Genomic DNA, 16,525 nt, shown 5'->3' with positions numbered 1-16,525 from the left:
GTGCAAACTTTGCAACCCTGCCCTGCACCCATAAAAAAGGGCCGCAAAAGCGACCCTTTTTGCAGTTTCGTAATAGAGTTATGCAACCAGTGTGGCTTCGGTTTTTTCCCGAACCTCGTCCATCGTGACATCCGGTGCAAGTTCAACCACTTTCAGACCGCCCTCGACGACATCGAAAACACCCAGTCCAGTGATAATCCGGTCAACAACAGCCTGCCCGGTAAGAGGCAATGTGCAGGATTTCAACAATTTGGATTCACCCGCTTTGTTCGCGTGATCCATGATAATTACAACCCGCTGGACACCGGCGACCAGATCCATCGCGCCGCCCATACCTTTTACCAGTTTGCCCGGTATCATCCAGTTTGCCAGATCACCTGTTTCAGAGACTTCCATGGCGCCCAGAATAGACAAGGCAATATGGCCACCGCGGATCATGGCAAAGCTATCGGCGGAGTTGAAGTAACTCGTACGGTCCATTTCTGTAATGGTTTGCTTGCCCGCATTGATCAAGTCAGCGTCAATTTCATCCTCCGTCGGAAAAGGGCCCATGCCAAGCATGCCATTTTCTGACTGAAGGGTGACATCCACACCTTCCGGAATATAGTTTGAGACGAGGGTCGGAATACCGATCCCCAAATTAACATAGGTGCCATCTTCGAGTTCCTGAGCGGCCCGCTCAGCCATTTGATTACGATCCCAAGGCATTATTCGTTCTCCTCTCAGGCAACCCGTGTGGTGCGTTGTTCAATCCGTTTTTCATGTTCCCCTTTCAGCAACCGCTGAACGTAAACACTTGGCGTATGAATGTTATCCGGATCCAATGAACCGACCGGCAGCAGCTCTTCTACTTCAGCAACCGTGACTTTCCCGCAGGTCGCCGCAAGAGGGTTAAAGTTCCGCGCTGTTTTGCGGTATACAAGATTACCCTGCTCGTCCCCTTTCCAGGCTTTTACGATCGCAAGGTCGGCAACAATACCCCGTTCCAGAACATAGGTAACACCGTCAAATTCTTTCAGTTCCTTGCCTTCAGCAACCTGTGTGCCGACGCCCGTTTTCGTATAGAAACCCGGAATACCAGCGCCACCAGCGCGCATTCTTTCTGCAAGCGTTCCTTGGGGATTAAACTCAAGCTCCAATTCACCAGAAAGATACTGACGCATAAATTCTGCGTTTTCACCAACGTAAGAAGAGACCATTTTTTTCACCTGTTTGGTCTGTAACAGGACACCGAGACCAAAATCGTCGACACCGGCATTATTCGAATAGATGGTCAGATTTTTGACGCCTGCATCACGGATGGCCGCGATCAGGTTTTCTGGAATACCACAAAGTCCAAAACCGCCCGCTGCAATGGTCATCCCATCAAACAGCAATCCTTCCAGCGCCGAACCTGCATCTGCATATTGTTTCTGTGCCATTAAATGCACCCTACCCTTTCCCTGTATAAAAGAGGTACCAGTTAAAAAAACCGGCAAGGTCGTTTAACCTACCATTCGTTATTCTGGCAGACCTTGAATTCCGGGCTGATCATAGACAGAATGTCTGGGCCTGAAAACTCAAAAACGGCCCGGCAGCAACGGAAAAATCATTTTTTTCGCAACTGCACAAAAATTTCGAGGAATTTCAAGACCCTTGGCGTAACCAAAGAATATTCAATGAACTTAAAAACTTGAAACAAGGCGCAAAAACCGAGCGAAACTGATCCCACGGCAGGGACATTTCTTGCTGAATTTGGGCCAGTGTCTTTTCCCCATCGATCATTGCCACGATTTGATCTGCTTTTAACGGAACAGGCAATAAAACTTCTTCCCCATCAAAACTGATAGCGAACTCTTTCTTGCTTTTTAACGTCTGGGCAAACACTTTAGGGGGCACCCGATCTGCCAGAACAGGAACCATCGATGGCGCTATGGTTGCAATGGTTGAAGCCCCTGCCGATCGTTTCTTAACATAGAAAATATGGGTTTTTAGGCTCCCGCTCAGATTTTCTGCGAGCGCAGCCTTTTGCATTGTTGTTAAGGTTTTGATCCGTTTCAGAACATCTTTGTCTTTGATAAAGTTTGCCGGATCATATTTCAACGGCTCGATGAACGCGACGGGTTCCAGATCAGCCGAAGTCAGAAATTCTTCAATTTCCGGCACCAGATAGCTTCGATCCCGCGGATGCAGCAAAAGATCAAAAAAAGCGGCATCCGCGCCCATCTTATGATCGCCCACGAACGGATTGCGTACCAACCAATTGGTTTTCGGTAAGCCCGCGACCAGTTTTTTACCGATCGAAAGCTGCTCCGTAAGGTCTTGATCGCCAACAAGGGCCTTCAGAGCCCGCTGAACATGATACACACCGGTCCGTCCCAAAGTCGCATACAGCATCAGGCCCATGCCGCCGCCTTCTTTCAGAACAGAAGTCAGGGCCGCAAGTCCCTCCTCCGGATGTTCCAAATGATGCAGAACCCCGCAACAGTCAATATAGTCAAACGGCTCTAGGCCCATTTCAGGCAAATCAAGAAGTGAGGCTGTGTGATATTCGATATTATCAAGGCCACGAACTTCGGCCCGTTTTTCCACCACCGCCCGGCTCGCCGATGACAAATCAATATAGGTTACAGTGCCGTGCGGGCCATAATCAGCGAGCTGTTGTGCCAGCATGATCACGGCGTCTCCGGTTCCGCCACCAGCAACAAGAGCCCGAAAGGGTTTGGAAAAATCCCGTGCCCCATTAAACAGGTAATGATTCACTTCCACAAGTTGGCTGGGGCTACCTGTGATCAGTCGTGTGCGTTCCTCTTCGGGATCGCGGGGAGGATAGGGCAATTGTTCGTACTGCTGCTTTACAGCCTTATCCCTGCGTGTCCTCCCCTTGCTCACGGTACTCAGTCCTTTACTGTAATAATCACTTTACCCGTTGTCTTGCGTGACAACAAAGCTTTCATGGCGTCCGCGCCTTGCTCCAACGGGAAATGCGTGGAAACGTGCGGCTTGATTTTGCCTTCTTCCACCATTTTCAGCATTGCATTGAAATTGGCCCTGTTTTTCTCTGGTGTCCGGCGCGCAAACTCGCCCCAGAAGACACCCATCACAGAACATCCCTTCAGCAATGCCAGATTTGTTTTCAGCTCAGCAATCCGACCGGACGCAAATCCAATCACCAAAAGGCGACCTTCCCAGTTAATGCAGCGCATGGACTGATCAAACGCATCACCGCCAACAGGATCATAAATTACGTCAGCACCTTTGCCGTCTGTCAATTCCTTGACACGATCCTTGATGCTTTCTGTTGAATAATTAATGACATGATCCGCACCATATTGACGGACGATATCCATTTTTTCGTCAGAACCAACGGTTCCGATCACCGTGGCACCCAGTGCCTTGCCCAGTTCGACTGCGTTCAAGCCAACACCGCCAGCGGCGCCATGAACAAGCAAAACCTCACCCGGCTTAATCTGCGCCCGGTCCACCAGTCCGTGATAGGTTGTGCCATAAGTAACAGGAAAGCCTGCGGCCTGATCAAATGGCATACTGTCTGGAATGACATATGTACCGTCTTCAGGGGCAACAACATATTCTGCGAAACCGCCAAAGCCATGATTAGCCATCACGCGATCACCGACTTTGATGCTGGTCACGCCTTCACCGACCTCCGTTACGACACCGGAAGATTCCATCCCCGGAGAGAACGGAAAAGCGGGCTTGAACTGATATTTACCTGCAATCATAAGCGTATCAGGGAAATTCAATCCAACAGAATGAATCTGAATTTTTACCGTTCCGGCTGAAACTGTCGGTTCAGCGATATCCTCCATCACCAATATGTCTGGTTCGCCAAATTCTTTACAAACAAGTGCTTTCATCGTTTTCCCATTTTTTTTATGCCGACAAAGAAGTCGGGGGTTTATTGCGCTGCAAACAAATTAACCGTTAACTGATATCAAGGTCAATTCGAACCTTTTTGTCAGTCGGCCTGAACGTTCATATGACCCACAGTTATATTGTTCCAGTTTTTCTGGACGGGCTGAACAAAAGCGTCAATCTCCCGGTGCATTTCCTCAGTCATAACGCCCAGATCCTGCAAAATCTGGCCAAGCGCAACTTCAGCACCCCGTGTTGTACCGTCTATATTTTTCACGGCAACACCCAACCCAAGATTGGGGAGGGCTGCCAAATACACACCTTCTGCCCCTGTCTTTGCAACGACCGCCCCTTTGGCTGATCGATTAAGAGCCGTACAAAGGCGGTCTGAACCGGCGATCATTTCCGGTTCCGTTGCGATTGCATTCTGCAATCGGCGACAAGCTGCCGCGCGCTCATCCGACAGGCTTTCTGGATTGGCAAAGCGGGCGATAGCAAGAGCAGCTCCGGACAATGGAATTCCAAGCGTTGGAATGGAACACCCGTCAATACCGACCGGAGCCTCCGTCAAATCCAGATCGGTAAAATCTTCCAGAATTTTTACAAGGCGTTTTTGCACAGGATGGTCCAGATGGATATATCCCTTCAAGTCTTCCCCCAGGTGAAGCGCCGTTGCCAGAAAACCCGCATGTTTCCCGGAACAGTTATTATGGGCCGCCGTGGGTTTTTTTCCGTCTGCAGCAAGAGCATACGCCGCAGCCGGAAATGTTGGCCAGTGCGCACCGCATTCCAGCGCGTCCAAGGTCAGGCCCATTCTTTCCAACCAGGCGGTCACCGCAGCAACATGAACTGGTTCACCAGTATGGGACGCACAAGATAAAGACAATTCCTTGTCGGAGAGAGCGAATGCATCCGCCGCCCCCGTTTCAATTAATGGCAAAGCCTGCAGTAATTTTATCGCTGATCGTAAATAGACGGGTTTCTCAATATCACCCCACTGTTTCAAGATGTTTCCTGAAGCATCGGATACAACAGCATTTACCCTATGCTGACACTCAACCATTGGACCCCGATAAACGTTGACCACAATTGGAGAACGGGTAGAAACTGTTGCAGTGTGCTTTTTCATCTGGATAATCCTGAATAGACGTAATACCAAGAGCAGCACAGTATCCACTTTTGGGGTTGGAGTGAAGAAAATCATGAGCGCAAGAGGCTATTTTGGCATTGGCATTGAAGGTGTCAGCAAACCAATGAACGCAGGAAACCTGTTTCGAACAGCCAATGCGTTTGGCGGCAGTTTTGTTTTTACAGTTGGTGCCGAATATTCTGTTCGCAAAGCCAAGTCCGACACAAGTGTCGCTCCGAAAAGCATTCCCTGGTATGACTTTGATACCATCGAAGATATGAAGTTACCGCGCCTTTGTAAGATTGTCGGTGTGGAATTATTAGACGATGCAGAAGAATTACCCAGCTTTTTTCACCCTATCAACGCAGCCTATATCTTGGGACGAGAAAGAGGATCTCTTTCACCGGCCATGCAGGAAAAATGTGACTATTTCATCAAAATTCCGACAAAATTCTGTTTGAATGTTGCAACTGCCGGCGCCATCGTTATGTATGACAGGATTGTCACGCATGGGCGATTTGCACAACGCCCGACAGGCGAACTCGGAAAGGCAATTGAATTGCCGGACCATGTACAGGGCAGACCGATCCAAAGGACGATCGACACCTAGAAGGAATGAAATGTCCCTTATGGGACGATCATTCAAAGGGAACAGAGCAAGCGGATAAAACCGTTTTGCAACATTGCTGGAAAAAACTGATAAAGGGCCTTATCCTGACGTCATGATTAAACTAAATTTGCATATACTGTCTCCGCTGGCCGCATTCTTGGTCATTTCCTTGACAACGCTGAGTGCACAGGCACAAAGTACAGACCCAAGGGCCCTTGGTACTTTTAAAGATTGGCAGGCATACACATGGCTCGAAGGTGGGAAAAAGGTGTGTTACATGCTTTCCCGGCCTAACAAATCGTTGCCGCAAAATGTTAAGCGTGGGGATATTTACCTGATGGTCACCTACCGACCCAAATCCCGCTCCAAAGAAGAAGTCAGCCACGTCACCGGATACACCTACAAAAACCGTTCCACTGTAGAACTAACCATTGGAAACCGTAAATTCAAACTGGCGACTGATGCCGATGTCGCATGGGTCCCTGAAGGCGAAAGCGACGCCAAACTGATCTCCGCCATGCGAAGAGGGGCCAAGGTTATTGTAAAAGGTCGTTCCTCCCGCGGGACACAGACCACAGACAGTTATTCACTGCAGGGCTTTACAGCTGCGCATAAGCAGATTAGAAAAAGCTGCAGTTAAAGTGGGCTGAGCATTCGCCCCTATTTTTTAGAAGTATTGTAGAGCTATGGAACATTTGATTCCGGATGTAGAGGCTGTTGACCGACAGCCCGAGCTTCTTGCCATCCGTAAAAACCTGGTCGGCATGACCCGCAAGGAAATTGCGGCTGCCCTCGTTGAAGCTGGAGAAGCCGAGAAAGCCGCCAAAATGCGGGCTCGACAGTTGTTTCACTGGCTCTATTATCGGGGTGCAGACAACTTCGATGACATGACATCCATCTCGAAAGAATTGCGGGCGAAACTGCCGGAGCATTTCACTGTAGATCGCCCTGAAATTACCAATTTACAGGAATCTGTCGACGGCACACGCAAGTGGCTGGTCAAGTTTCCAGACGGTCAGGAAGTCGAATCAGTTCATATCCCTGAAGAGGATCGCGGTGCATTATGTGTGTCCAGTCAGGTTGGATGTACCCTGACCTGTAGTTTTTGCCACACGGGAACCATGAAGCTTGTCCGTAATTTGACGGCCGGTGAAATCGTGTCGCAGATGATGATTGCCCGCGACACATTGGGGGAATGGCCCAGCCCGAAGGGCAACCGGATGATTTCCAATATTGTCATGATGGGCATGGGTGAGCCGCTACTGAACTATGAAAATGTGGCCAAGGCTCTGAATATTGTCATGGACGGCGAAGGGATATCCTTATCCAAGCGCCGCATCACGCTTTCGACATCCGGCGTCGTCCCTAAGATACATCAGTGCGGCGAAGAACTGGGCGTGAATTTAGCGATATCGCTGCACGCGGTAACCGACGATGTTCGCGATATTCTTGTTCCGATCAACAAACGCTACCCGATCAAGGAACTGCTTCAGGCCTGCCGCGACTATCCCGCCAGCAACAACGCCCGCAGGATCACTTTTGAATATGTGATGTTGAACGGCATTAATGACAGCCCGGCGGATGCGCGTGAACTTGTTCGCCTGCTGAAGGGGATACCGGCAAAGGTAAACCTGATCCCGTTCAATCCATGGCCGGGTAGTAACTATATCTGTTCCAGCAACAATGCTATTCACCGCTTTGCAAAAATCGTAAATGATGCCGGCTATTCTTCCCCTGTTCGCGTCTCGCGGGGTCAGGACATCATGGCTGCCTGCGGTCAGCTTAAATCCGCAAGCACCAAGGAACGCGCCTCTGCAAGACGCACAGCAAACGCGTAAAAAACACCCCTCTCCTCTTTCCCTTGCGAGAGGGGGATTTTTCGCCTATTTTGCGCGCTTCTGATAATTATCAAAATAGATTTCCACCGAAGGTACGCGTCATGTCACAAGACATCAAGAAAGTCGTATTGGCCTATTCTGGAGGCCTGGACACCTCTGTAATCCTGAAATGGTTACAGACAACTTATAACTGTGAAGTTGTTACTTTTACTGCCGATCTGGGGCAGGGTGAAGAACTTGAACCTGCCCGCCAGAAAGCCGAGCTTCTTGGTATCAAAGACATCTTTATCGATGATCTTCGAGAAGAATTTGTCCGTGACTTCGTTTTTCCTATGTTCCGTGCCAACGCTGTCTATGAAGGTCAGTATCTGCTCGGCACGTCAATCGCCCGCCCCCTGATTTCAAAACGCCAGATCGAAATTGCCCGGGAAGTTGGTGCGGATGCCGTTGCGCATGGCGCCACAGGAAAAGGCAATGATCAGGTTCGCTTCGAATTGGGATATTATGCCCTGAACCCGGATATCAAAGTAATTTCTCCTTGGCGTGAATGGGACTTGAATTCCAGAACCAAGCTGATTGACTTTGCTGAAAAGAACCAGATCCCTATTCCAAAAGACAAACGCGGCGAAGCTCCTTTCTCGGTTGATGCCAACCTGCTGCATATTTCTGCTGAAGGAAAAGCACTGGAAGATCCATGGGAAGAAGCCGCTGAATATGTCTACACTCGGACAGTTGCTCCTGAAGACGCGCCAGACACGCCGACTTATATCGAAATTGAATATGAAAAAGGCGATCCGGTTGGCCTGGACGGAAAGCGCCTTAGCCCGGCGACTTTGCTGACAGCCTTGAATAAACTTGCGGGTGACAACGGCATTGGACGCCTTGACCTTGTTGAGGGCCGGTTTGTTGGCATGAAATCTCGCGGTATCTATGAAACGCCCGGCGGGACCATTATGCTCGAAGCCCATCGCGGTATCGAACAAATCACACTGGACCGCGGCGCCATGCATCTGAAAGATGACATCATGCCGCGCTATGCCGAATTGATCTATAATGGGCTTTGGTTCTCTCCAGAGCGGGAAATGCTTCAGGCTTTGATCGATAAGAGCCAGGAAAAAGTAAGTGGTGTGGTTCGCCTTAAACTCTTTAAAGGGCGCGTCAGTGTTGTTGGAAGAAAGAGTAAATACTCTCTTTACTCCATGGAACATGTCACGTTTGAAGAAGACACCGTTTATGATCAGCGGGATGCAGAAGGCTTTATTAAACTGAATGCCTTGCGCCTGCGTTTGCTCCATCGGCAAAAAGGCTGATCCTGCCAGCGATTAAAAATAAAGGCGGCTGATATTTCAGCCGCCTTTTTTATATCTTGCTTTAGCGTCCAAAAGGATCATCCGGGTCCTCTTCGAAATCCTGCACTTCTTCCACATATGGAATGTAGCGGTCCTTGATAAAAAGAATGCCTGCAAAGCAACCGCCTGCAAGCGCGCCGAACACTAAAACGGTGATGGCGTCAGGAAACCAGCTTAAATCCCAGGACAGGTTAAAGACACCCACAACAAAAAGGATCGCCGCCCCCGGCATTGCAATAAAGACAATTGCCAAAACAATCCCGGTCAATGCTCCCAATCCAACTGATTTGGAAAATTGGGCGATTAATTCAGGACTAAAGCGCACCTGTATCCCCTTTACACTTCAGGGACATCGACATTTGCGATCCGGCAGGCAGCCGTAATCGTATTTGCCAATAAGCAGGCGATCGTCATGGGACCAACCCCACCGGGGACTGGTGTAATCGCGCCAGCCACTTCTTTCGCGGCATCAAAATCCACATCCCCCACAAGTCGGGTTTTACCATCGTCTTTTGCGATTCTATTAATACCAACATCGATGACTGTGGCACCGGGCTTAACCCAATTGCCTTGGATCATTTTCGGACGCCCCACGGCGGCAACCAGGATATCTGCGCCTCGGCAGACCTCTTCCAGGTTTCGGGTTCGCGAATGGGCAATTGTAACCGTACAGTTTTCTGCCAGCAATAAACTGGCCATAGGCTTGCCGACGATATTAGAGCGGCCCACAACAACGGCATTTAGCCCCGAGAGGTCACCCAATCGATCTTTCAACATCATGATGCAGCCAAGCGGCGTACAGGGAACCATAGCCGGCAATCCGACGGCCTGACGCCCTGTATTGATCACATGAAATCCATCCACGTCTTTTTCGGGATCTATGGCGTCCAGAACAGCTGTTTCGTCCACTTGATCCGGTAAAGGTAATTGCACCAGAATACCGTGAATGGCAGGGTCATCATTCAGACGATTGACCACAGTCAGAACCTCATCCTGAGAAGTCGTGTCCGGTAGCCGAATTTCTTCAGATTTCATGCCGGCTTCAATCGTCGCTTTGTTTTTGTTGCGAACGTAGACATGACTTGCCGGATCTTCGCCCACAAGAACGACCGCCAGACCAGGCGTCAATCCCGCATTCGCTTTCAGATATTCGGTTTGTCGAGCGACCTTCGCCCGTACTTTTTCGGCAAATAATTTGCCATCAATGATTTCGGCCGTCATAGTCCTGTTTCTTTCATTGAACGGGTGCGAACAATCGCTTCAATGTCTTCTCCAGGCTGTCCGCATCGCCTTTAAGAAGAAGTGTTTTGTTTCTGTCAGTTGCCCCGGACACCAAGTCGATGTCACGCTGTGCTACGCCCAGATGTTTACTCAAGATTTTAATGAGAGCTTTGTTAGCCTTTCCTTTTTCAGGAACAACTGTCACAGCTACTTTTGCTCGCGTCAGTCCATCTCCGGACTTTTCGACCCCCTGCATTCGATTGGCGGAAGCGCTCGGGGTTAACCGGACGCGCAAATTCAGCCCATCGGCATGACGGAACCATGCTTTTTCATCAACCGTAGACAAAAAACTCATACATCAGATTCTGCAGAAAAAAGAGCAGCAAAATCAGCACAATCGTAGAAATATCAATACCGCCGAACGCTGGAATTACCCTGCGGATGGGGCGCAAAACAGGCTCTGTTATTTTATAGAGGAATTCGCCGACAGTTGCGACAAACTGATTGCGGGCATTTACAACGTTGAATGCAACAAGCCAGCTTAAAATCGCATTGGCGATAAGGAGCCAGATAAATATCTGTATAATCGTGCTTACGAGAGTGACGACTGAAGCCATATTTCTACCTTGCTTGATAAGAACTCCCCTACATTTAGTCGTCCCTGCAGGGGAGAGCAAGACAAGTCTCACCATATTGCCTCAAAATATTGACCGTAGGGTAATCTGGACGGATTAAATCCTATTTTACAGTATTTTTTACCACTCGCTTGGATACTTCTTTTATCAGGATTCCAGCGAAGTCCGCTGCGGAAAGGGGATTGGTCTTATTTCCCAGCGCAGCCATCCGTATTTCAGGAACGGTTCCGCGACGCAGTGTCCTTTTACCAAACAATGTCATTTGAAGCGTTGTACTGCCTTTGGCAATCGAAACCTTATTGACAATCAACTTGCGCCCGCTTGGCATTTTCCCAGCAGATGCCACATAGGCAACGGCTGTTGAAACCAATGCTGATGTGCTGAGTTTCTTTCCATTGCTCTCAACAAACATTTTGTAGGGGCCTATATCCAATGACTTGATAATCAGTGGGCCGGACAAAACACTGAGCGGATCATATTGAAATGTCACTTTTTCGACTTCAAAAAGGGGCGTGTTGGCCGAGGTTTGCAAAACAAACCCCTCAATTATCCCGACCCCCTTCGCAATATTCAATGAGGTCTCGCGGATTGAAACGGCACTACCCGAGGCCCCGCCGCCCGTTTTAGCCACGCTCTCCTGTAGCTCTTGGGTCACCACTTCGTTTGCGTAAAACGCACCGGCGATCAACATAGAAATGCCCAGAACGGCACTGCCCGATAAAACCAACCATTTTTTTGAATTCATCTGCCTTCTCACTCCCTTTAACATCATTGATTGTCACGATGTGGAGATTGAGGGATTTAATTCAATATTAAATCAACTTAAACGATTGTAATATCATGCAAGGCTATGCTTTTCGGGCCCAGTGGTCCAGCGCACTGGAGGACAGAAAAAATATTAAGACACCAGCCACCAGGCCGACACTGTTTGCAATAATATCACCTGTCTCAAAATACCGGCCGGTCATTGGCTGTATGAATTCAATGGCGATCCCCATAAGAAAGGACAGGAAAATCATCATTCCTTTTTGTTGCCATGCTCTGCCCGCACTGACGGCCGCAATGGATAACACCGCATAACCAATAAAATGCTGAACTTTGTCGGATAAAATGGAAGGAACCTGTTCAACGGCCTGCACCGGGATCAAGGATCCAATAATAATCGTCAGGGCCAATCCGCACCAACAAATGAAGCCAGTGATTTTCATAGGTGTATATCCGAGTCCGTTCCTGAATACCTGTTGTGACATTGCCACACATTTCTTATCATCGTTAACCGTTAGTGCATATAATTTGGTTAGGCTTCTTATACCGGTACATATAGGGGGAAGCATCATTCTTTTGTCCAAGATGCGAATGAGCGGACCTCCGTGATCTACCGATTGTGTAAATGAGCGAAGAATACGGCCAGAAATGAATAGACCAGAAAAACTTGCAGCAACTAACAAATATGACGCTCCTGTAGCAGGCTATCCTGTTTCAGCACCGGTCTTAAGTGGATTGTTCAGTTTTCTGGATATCTTCTTTTTGATCCTCGCAGGCGCCCTCGCGTATAAGTGGATTGTTGGAAATCCTCTTTATATGAGAGAGATCTATTCGTTTGCTATTGCGTTTATCGGCCTTGCCTATTTTTTTGTTGGCCGTTTTGCAGGGATTTATTCTTTTGCCGCCCTTTTGAACCCTTTTAGAAATGCCTCCAAGCTTGGCGTGACTTGTTTGACGGTTTTCCTTCTTCTTCTCGCAATAGCTTTTACGCTCAGGATTTCTGATAGCTACTCTCGCATCTGGCTTTATAGCTTCACCGCTATGGCCTTCTCTTTCGTCTTTGCCTATCGCCTCTTGGCAGCGTTCATTCTTTCTTCGAATGTCCAGCACGGTCGCTTTAACCGCAATGTTGTTATTTTTGGGTCCGGTGAACAGGCTTCACGGTTGATCAAACAACTAAGTCAAGGCCAGCATAATTTTTACAGGATTATCGGAGTTTTCGACGACCGACAAACCAGAACAGGTGATCTGGGCGAGGGATATACTATTTCAGGAAACATGAAGGATCTGAAAAAACTCGTCCGCCAGCAGGACGTGGATGATGTTATTGTTGCCCTCCCGTGGAATGCGGATGATCGGCAGGTAGGTATCGTACAACAATTGCGTGAGCTTCCCTGCCATGTTCACCTGGTTTCAGATTTGGTCGGGTTTCGTTTTCCCAACAAACCGTCCCCTGCTCATTTTGGCAATATACCGATGATTGAAGTGATTGACTCTCCCGTCTCTGGTTGGGGAAGCGTCCTGAAATGGCTTGAAGACCGAATTTTGAGCAGTCTTCTCCTGTTAATCTTCATGCCAGTCCTTATTTGCATCGCCGTTGCCATAAAACTGGAAAGCAAAGGTCCGGTGTTGTTTAAACAAAAACGATACGGCTACAACAATCAGATATTCGAAATTTATAAATTTCGCTCTATGTATGTAGAAGAACAAACACCGGACGTTACACAACAGGCCACCAAAAATGATCCTCGCATTACCAAGGTGGGTCGTTTTATCCGGCGAACCAGTCTGGATGAGTTACCCCAATTATTGAACGTCTTTCTTGGCACAATGTCTCTGGTAGGCCCCCGCCCTCATGCGATCGATCACAATGAAGAATATTCGGTTCTTATTGATGGTTACTTTACCCGCCACAAAGTTAAACCCGGTATTACAGGTTGGGCACAAGTAAACGGGTTGCGTGGTGAAACCGATACCCTGGAAAAAATGGAAGCGCGCGTAGAACACGATACCTACTATTGTGAGCATTGGTCTTTACTGTTTGATGTCCAGATCTTGATAATGACTGCCTTCGTTGGGTTTATTAATAAAAATGCGTATTAAGCATAAGAAAAACGGGTCTATCGACTAGATTATCAACAAATTGATTCTTTTTTCGACAATTTTAGTTGCCATTCACACCGTCTTCACTCGCTTGGCGATTATATTTTTTAACTTTCGGTGAAAAAAAGAGAAAATTAACCTTAACAGCCCGATTTCACAGACAAATTTAGCTATTTATTTACTTCTTATTAACGTTTTTGCTGGGCGGACGCCCTCTATAGGCGTAAATTAATAGAACCGAATATTACATCGGTTTGGTGAGGGGCCAAAAAATTTAAGACAACTGATGCCACTCCCCAGGATACAAAAGCAGCTCAACAGAAGGCCTGCACCAACCAGTGAATGACTTCCTGCATTGTGCAGGATTAATTCAATCACAAGACTGAGCAGGAGTAAGCAGAATGAAAAAATTTTTAAGATTAACACTCATAAGTACGTTCGCCGGCTTATTTAGCATTGGAATGGCCAATGCTGCCACATTTGACTATGCCGCAATCGCTGATGCCCCTCCAGGCGAGATGGGCGGACAACCTTTGATTCACAGTGATGGTGGTGTCACAGTTGAAGCAAGAGGTTATTTATCAGGCGCACCAGCCTATGCATATTTGGATTCCGGAAGCGCCGGAATGGGCGTCTGCAGTACAGGGCTAACAGGAACCCTTCAATGTGTTGATTCAAGTGACGACAATGTAACGACAGACGAAACTTTGGAACTCACATTCAATAAAATCGTAACGATCGATTCAATCGCCTTTGCTGACAGTGTTCACGGTACAGCCGGTCTCGTCGGTGGCGTCCTTGCCCTCACAATCGATGGCTCCCCAATCCTGGGTGGCATGTCTCTTGATCCTGCCGACTGGGGCTTGTTCGCAGGTCTGACAGGTACAGTTTTTGAGTTTTCATACGTGGACACTCAATTCTATCTTGAAGCGATCACTGTGAGTGCCGTTCCGCTCCCACCTGCCCTCCTGCTATTTGGTGCTGCCCTTGCAGGACTTGGGTGGATTGGCCGCAGAAGAAAACAATCTTAAGAGAGAGGAAAACCTTCTCTTAAACTGAAAACCTACAATGGTTCGAATAAAAGGCCTCGATTTTTCGAGGCCTTTTATTTTTCAGCCTGATTGTGCACTTTTTCTTTACTATTGCGGGTTTAATTTGAGAACGTGTATTGTGCGTTATTACGTTTATTCGTTTTCGGCTAAAAACTCTGATTATTCATAAAGTTATTTTATGTGGGGTCATTAGGCTGATAGTCGTTTTGTTTTGGTTATTGATTGCGTTATAGACGCTATATCGAAACATTGAGTGCTTCAAAAAAACAACCATTAATAACAGTTAGAAAATCAGGCATGACAACTGATACTTACGATCAAGAAGAACAAGCTTCTCCGCTAGATCTAAACCAAATTCTAGCAATTGCAAAGCGTCGCTTCTTTTACTTTCTAATCCCTGTGGTAATTGCAGGAAGCATCGTTGTGGCAATCGCCTTTCTACTGCCACCAAGGTACGAATCCTATGCCACGGTCCTTGTCGAGTCTCAACAGATTCCCGTCGAGTTTGTTCAATCTACTGTTACGTCAGATCCTAATCAGCGCATCACCGTAATAAAACAACGGGTTATGACACGTACAAACTTACTCAGAATTGTTGACAAATATAATGTTTTTGCTGAAGAGCGGAAAAGGCTATCGGTCACCAAATTAATTGAGGAAATGCAACGCTTGGTTAGTGTTGACGTCATAACCGCTGAAAATGGTCAAGGACGACGAGGAGCAACAACCATTGCCTTCCGTCTCTCTTTTCAGCATGAGAATCCTCAAACCGCCACAAAAGTCGCAAACGAACTGGTAACATTATTTCTGAGCGAAAACGTTAAAACCCGCACGGAAAGAGCAAGTGAAACTACAGAATTCCTGGAACAAGAGGCTCAGAAACTAAAAGAGCAAATGATAATCGCTGAAGCCGCCATCTCAAACTACAAGCAATTACATAGAGATAATTTACCAGAGCACCTGAATCTGCGCCTTAGTCGTCTGGAAAGAATTCAAGCTGAAATCAAAGCTTTAGAACAACAATTGATCAATTTGAGAGAAGAGCGCCGATATCTGGACGTTGAAATGGCGAGCGCTGAAGCGGGAGAAGACCCCTCAGCTGACTCACAATCAGTCGTCAGCGACACAGAAAAAGAACTAAATCTTCTTAAGGATGCTCTTACAACAGCGTCGGTAAAATTGACCGACGCACATCCGGATATTAAAGCACTGAAACGTCGGATTGGGATGCTTGAAAAGAAACTTGAAGATGAACTCTCCGCCAGTCAAGAAGACAATGACATAGATCGAAAAACTGCTAAATCCACGAATCCCAAAATTCAGCGGTTGCTGGACAGACTACAAATTCGGATATCAAGTAACACAGCAAGTATTCAAAAATTTGAAAAGGACTTGGCGGAATTAAGAGCCAAAGCATCGGAAATAGAAGAACGCGTTCTGAAAACCCCTGAAGTGGAAAGAGAGCTCATCACGCTCGCTCGTAATCACCGCGAAATCTTTGAAAAATATACCGAGCTTCAGGCGAAACAAGGCAAAGCCCAACTCGCCCAAAACCTGGAAGAAGAAAAAAAGGCTGAGCGTTTTATCCTTTTAGAACCTCCAGTTACACCGACTGAGCCCGTTTGGCCTGATAGACTAAAGATATTTGGTATCGGCGGCTTCTTGGCAATCGCGAGCGGGATTGGTACAGCACTATTGGTCGAACTGGTAGACAAGCGAATAAGAACAGCGTCTGAATTGGAGACGCTGTTAAAGCGCCCTCCTCTGGTTTCAATCCCTTATATTCAGACCCATCGGGACGTTCAGAAAAAACGATATCGATATGGCATGGTCCTGCTGGTTCCCACATTGATGGGACTTGGTGTCTTGGCCGCCATACATGTTTTGTACAAACCTTTAGACGTACTGTTTTATCGCGTTTGGGTTTATCTTGAAAAACTTAACCTTTTGCCATTTTAAGAGGCCGCA

The 16,525-nt window shown here is 47.6% G+C and carries 18 protein-coding genes; 7 read left to right on the top strand and 11 right to left on the bottom strand.

Features of this window, described 5'->3' with window-relative positions; all coding sequences use genetic code 11:
* Positions 1-78: 78 nt before the first annotated feature.
* From OIR97_RS03235 to OIR97_RS03215, 5 genes are all read right to left on the bottom strand, one after another.
* The gene (locus OIR97_RS03235) at positions 79-708 is read right to left on the bottom strand and encodes a CoA transferase subunit B (protein ID WP_169546240.1); all 630 of its coding nucleotides are present in this window, start codon (positions 706-708) and stop codon (positions 79-81) included.
* 14 nt (positions 709-722) lie between these two features.
* Positions 723-1,421 carry a CoA transferase subunit A gene (locus OIR97_RS03230; protein WP_169546239.1) on the bottom strand — a complete coding sequence of 233 codons (699 nt, stop codon included), beginning with the start codon at positions 1,419-1,421 and terminating at the stop codon, positions 723-725.
* Between the two features lie 205 nt (positions 1,422-1,626).
* Positions 1,627-2,871: a class I SAM-dependent methyltransferase gene (locus tag OIR97_RS03225; protein ID WP_169546238.1), complete on the bottom strand. Its 1,245-nt coding sequence runs from the start codon at positions 2,869-2,871 to the stop codon at positions 1,627-1,629.
* Positions 2,872-2,876: 5 nt separating this feature from the next.
* Positions 2,877-3,857 carry an NADPH:quinone oxidoreductase family protein gene (locus OIR97_RS03220; protein WP_169546237.1) on the bottom strand — a complete coding sequence of 327 codons (981 nt, stop codon included), beginning with the start codon at positions 3,855-3,857 and terminating at the stop codon, positions 2,877-2,879.
* Positions 3,858-3,958: 101 nt separating this feature from the next.
* The gene (locus tag OIR97_RS03215) at positions 3,959-4,984 is read right to left on the bottom strand and encodes an asparaginase (protein WP_169546236.1); all 1,026 of its coding nucleotides are present in this window, start codon (positions 4,982-4,984) and stop codon (positions 3,959-3,961) included.
* Between the two features lie 73 nt (positions 4,985-5,057).
* On the opposite strand from OIR97_RS03215, the gene OIR97_RS03210 reads away from it, so the two are divergent.
* The 4 genes from OIR97_RS03210 (at position 5,058) to OIR97_RS03195 (ending at position 8,742) form a co-directional block, all read left to right on the top strand.
* Positions 5,058-5,594, top strand: coding sequence for an RNA methyltransferase (locus tag OIR97_RS03210; protein ID WP_169546235.1), 537 nt, complete (start codon positions 5,058-5,060; stop codon positions 5,592-5,594).
* A 112-nt stretch (positions 5,595-5,706) separates the two neighbouring features.
* Complete coding sequence (locus OIR97_RS03205; RefSeq protein WP_169546234.1) at positions 5,707-6,234, top strand: invasion associated locus B family protein; 528 nt, start codon at positions 5,707-5,709, stop codon at positions 6,232-6,234.
* A gap of 46 nt (positions 6,235-6,280) precedes the next feature.
* On the top strand, positions 6,281-7,432 hold the full coding sequence (gene rlmN, locus OIR97_RS03200; RefSeq protein WP_169546233.1) for a 23S rRNA (adenine(2503)-C(2))-methyltransferase RlmN: 1,152 nt from the start codon (positions 6,281-6,283) through the stop codon (positions 7,430-7,432).
* A 101-nt stretch (positions 7,433-7,533) separates the two neighbouring features.
* Positions 7,534-8,742, top strand: coding sequence for an argininosuccinate synthase (locus OIR97_RS03195; RefSeq protein ID WP_169546232.1), 1,209 nt, complete (start codon positions 7,534-7,536; stop codon positions 8,740-8,742).
* A 61-nt stretch (positions 8,743-8,803) separates the two neighbouring features.
* Here OIR97_RS03195 and OIR97_RS03190 read toward each other — a convergent pair whose 3' ends face one another.
* The 6 genes from OIR97_RS03190 to OIR97_RS03165 form a co-directional block, all read right to left on the bottom strand.
* The gene (locus OIR97_RS03190) at positions 8,804-9,106 is read right to left on the bottom strand and encodes a hypothetical protein (RefSeq protein ID WP_169546231.1); all 303 of its coding nucleotides are present in this window, start codon (positions 9,104-9,106) and stop codon (positions 8,804-8,806) included.
* Positions 9,107-9,117: 11 nt separating this feature from the next.
* Positions 9,118-10,002, bottom strand: coding sequence for a bifunctional methylenetetrahydrofolate dehydrogenase/methenyltetrahydrofolate cyclohydrolase FolD (gene folD, locus OIR97_RS03185; protein ID WP_169546230.1), 885 nt, complete (start codon positions 10,000-10,002; stop codon positions 9,118-9,120).
* A gap of 13 nt (positions 10,003-10,015) precedes the next feature.
* Positions 10,016-10,357, bottom strand: coding sequence for a DUF167 family protein (locus OIR97_RS03180; RefSeq protein WP_169546229.1), 342 nt, complete (start codon positions 10,355-10,357; stop codon positions 10,016-10,018).
* A complete protein-coding gene (locus OIR97_RS03175; RefSeq protein WP_169546228.1) occupies positions 10,335-10,619 on the bottom strand; it encodes a YggT family protein in 285 nt (94 codons plus the stop codon). Before OIR97_RS03175 ends, OIR97_RS03180 begins: the two co-directional genes overlap by 23 nt.
* Positions 10,620-10,740: 121 nt before the next feature.
* Positions 10,741-11,382, bottom strand: coding sequence for a hypothetical protein (locus OIR97_RS03170; RefSeq protein ID WP_169546227.1), 642 nt, complete (start codon positions 11,380-11,382; stop codon positions 10,741-10,743).
* Positions 11,383-11,485: 103 nt separating this feature from the next.
* Positions 11,486-11,845: a VanZ family protein gene (locus OIR97_RS03165; RefSeq protein ID WP_169546226.1), complete on the bottom strand. Its 360-nt coding sequence runs from the start codon at positions 11,843-11,845 to the stop codon at positions 11,486-11,488.
* A 205-nt stretch (positions 11,846-12,050) separates the two neighbouring features.
* On the opposite strand from OIR97_RS03165, the gene OIR97_RS03160 reads away from it, so the two are divergent.
* The 3 genes from OIR97_RS03160 (at position 12,051) to OIR97_RS03150 (ending at position 16,516) form a co-directional block, all read left to right on the top strand.
* Positions 12,051-13,505, top strand: coding sequence for an undecaprenyl-phosphate glucose phosphotransferase (locus OIR97_RS03160; RefSeq protein WP_169546225.1), 1,455 nt, complete (start codon positions 12,051-12,053; stop codon positions 13,503-13,505).
* A 401-nt stretch (positions 13,506-13,906) separates the two neighbouring features.
* Complete coding sequence (locus OIR97_RS03155; RefSeq protein ID WP_169546224.1) at positions 13,907-14,536, top strand: hypothetical protein; 630 nt, start codon at positions 13,907-13,909, stop codon at positions 14,534-14,536.
* 243 nt (positions 14,537-14,779) lie between these two features.
* On the top strand, positions 14,780-16,516 hold the full coding sequence (locus OIR97_RS03150) for a GumC family protein (RefSeq protein WP_169546223.1): 1,737 nt from the start codon (positions 14,780-14,782) through the stop codon (positions 16,514-16,516).
* The last annotated feature ends 9 nt before the right edge of the window (positions 16,517-16,525 follow it).

This window comes from Sneathiella aquimaris (assembly GCF_026409565.1).
Lineage (GTDB): Bacteria > Pseudomonadota > Alphaproteobacteria > Sneathiellales > Sneathiellaceae > Sneathiella > Sneathiella aquimaris.
Note: the sequence above shows the minus strand (reverse complement) of the source record. Positions and strands in the feature narration are given on the sequence as shown.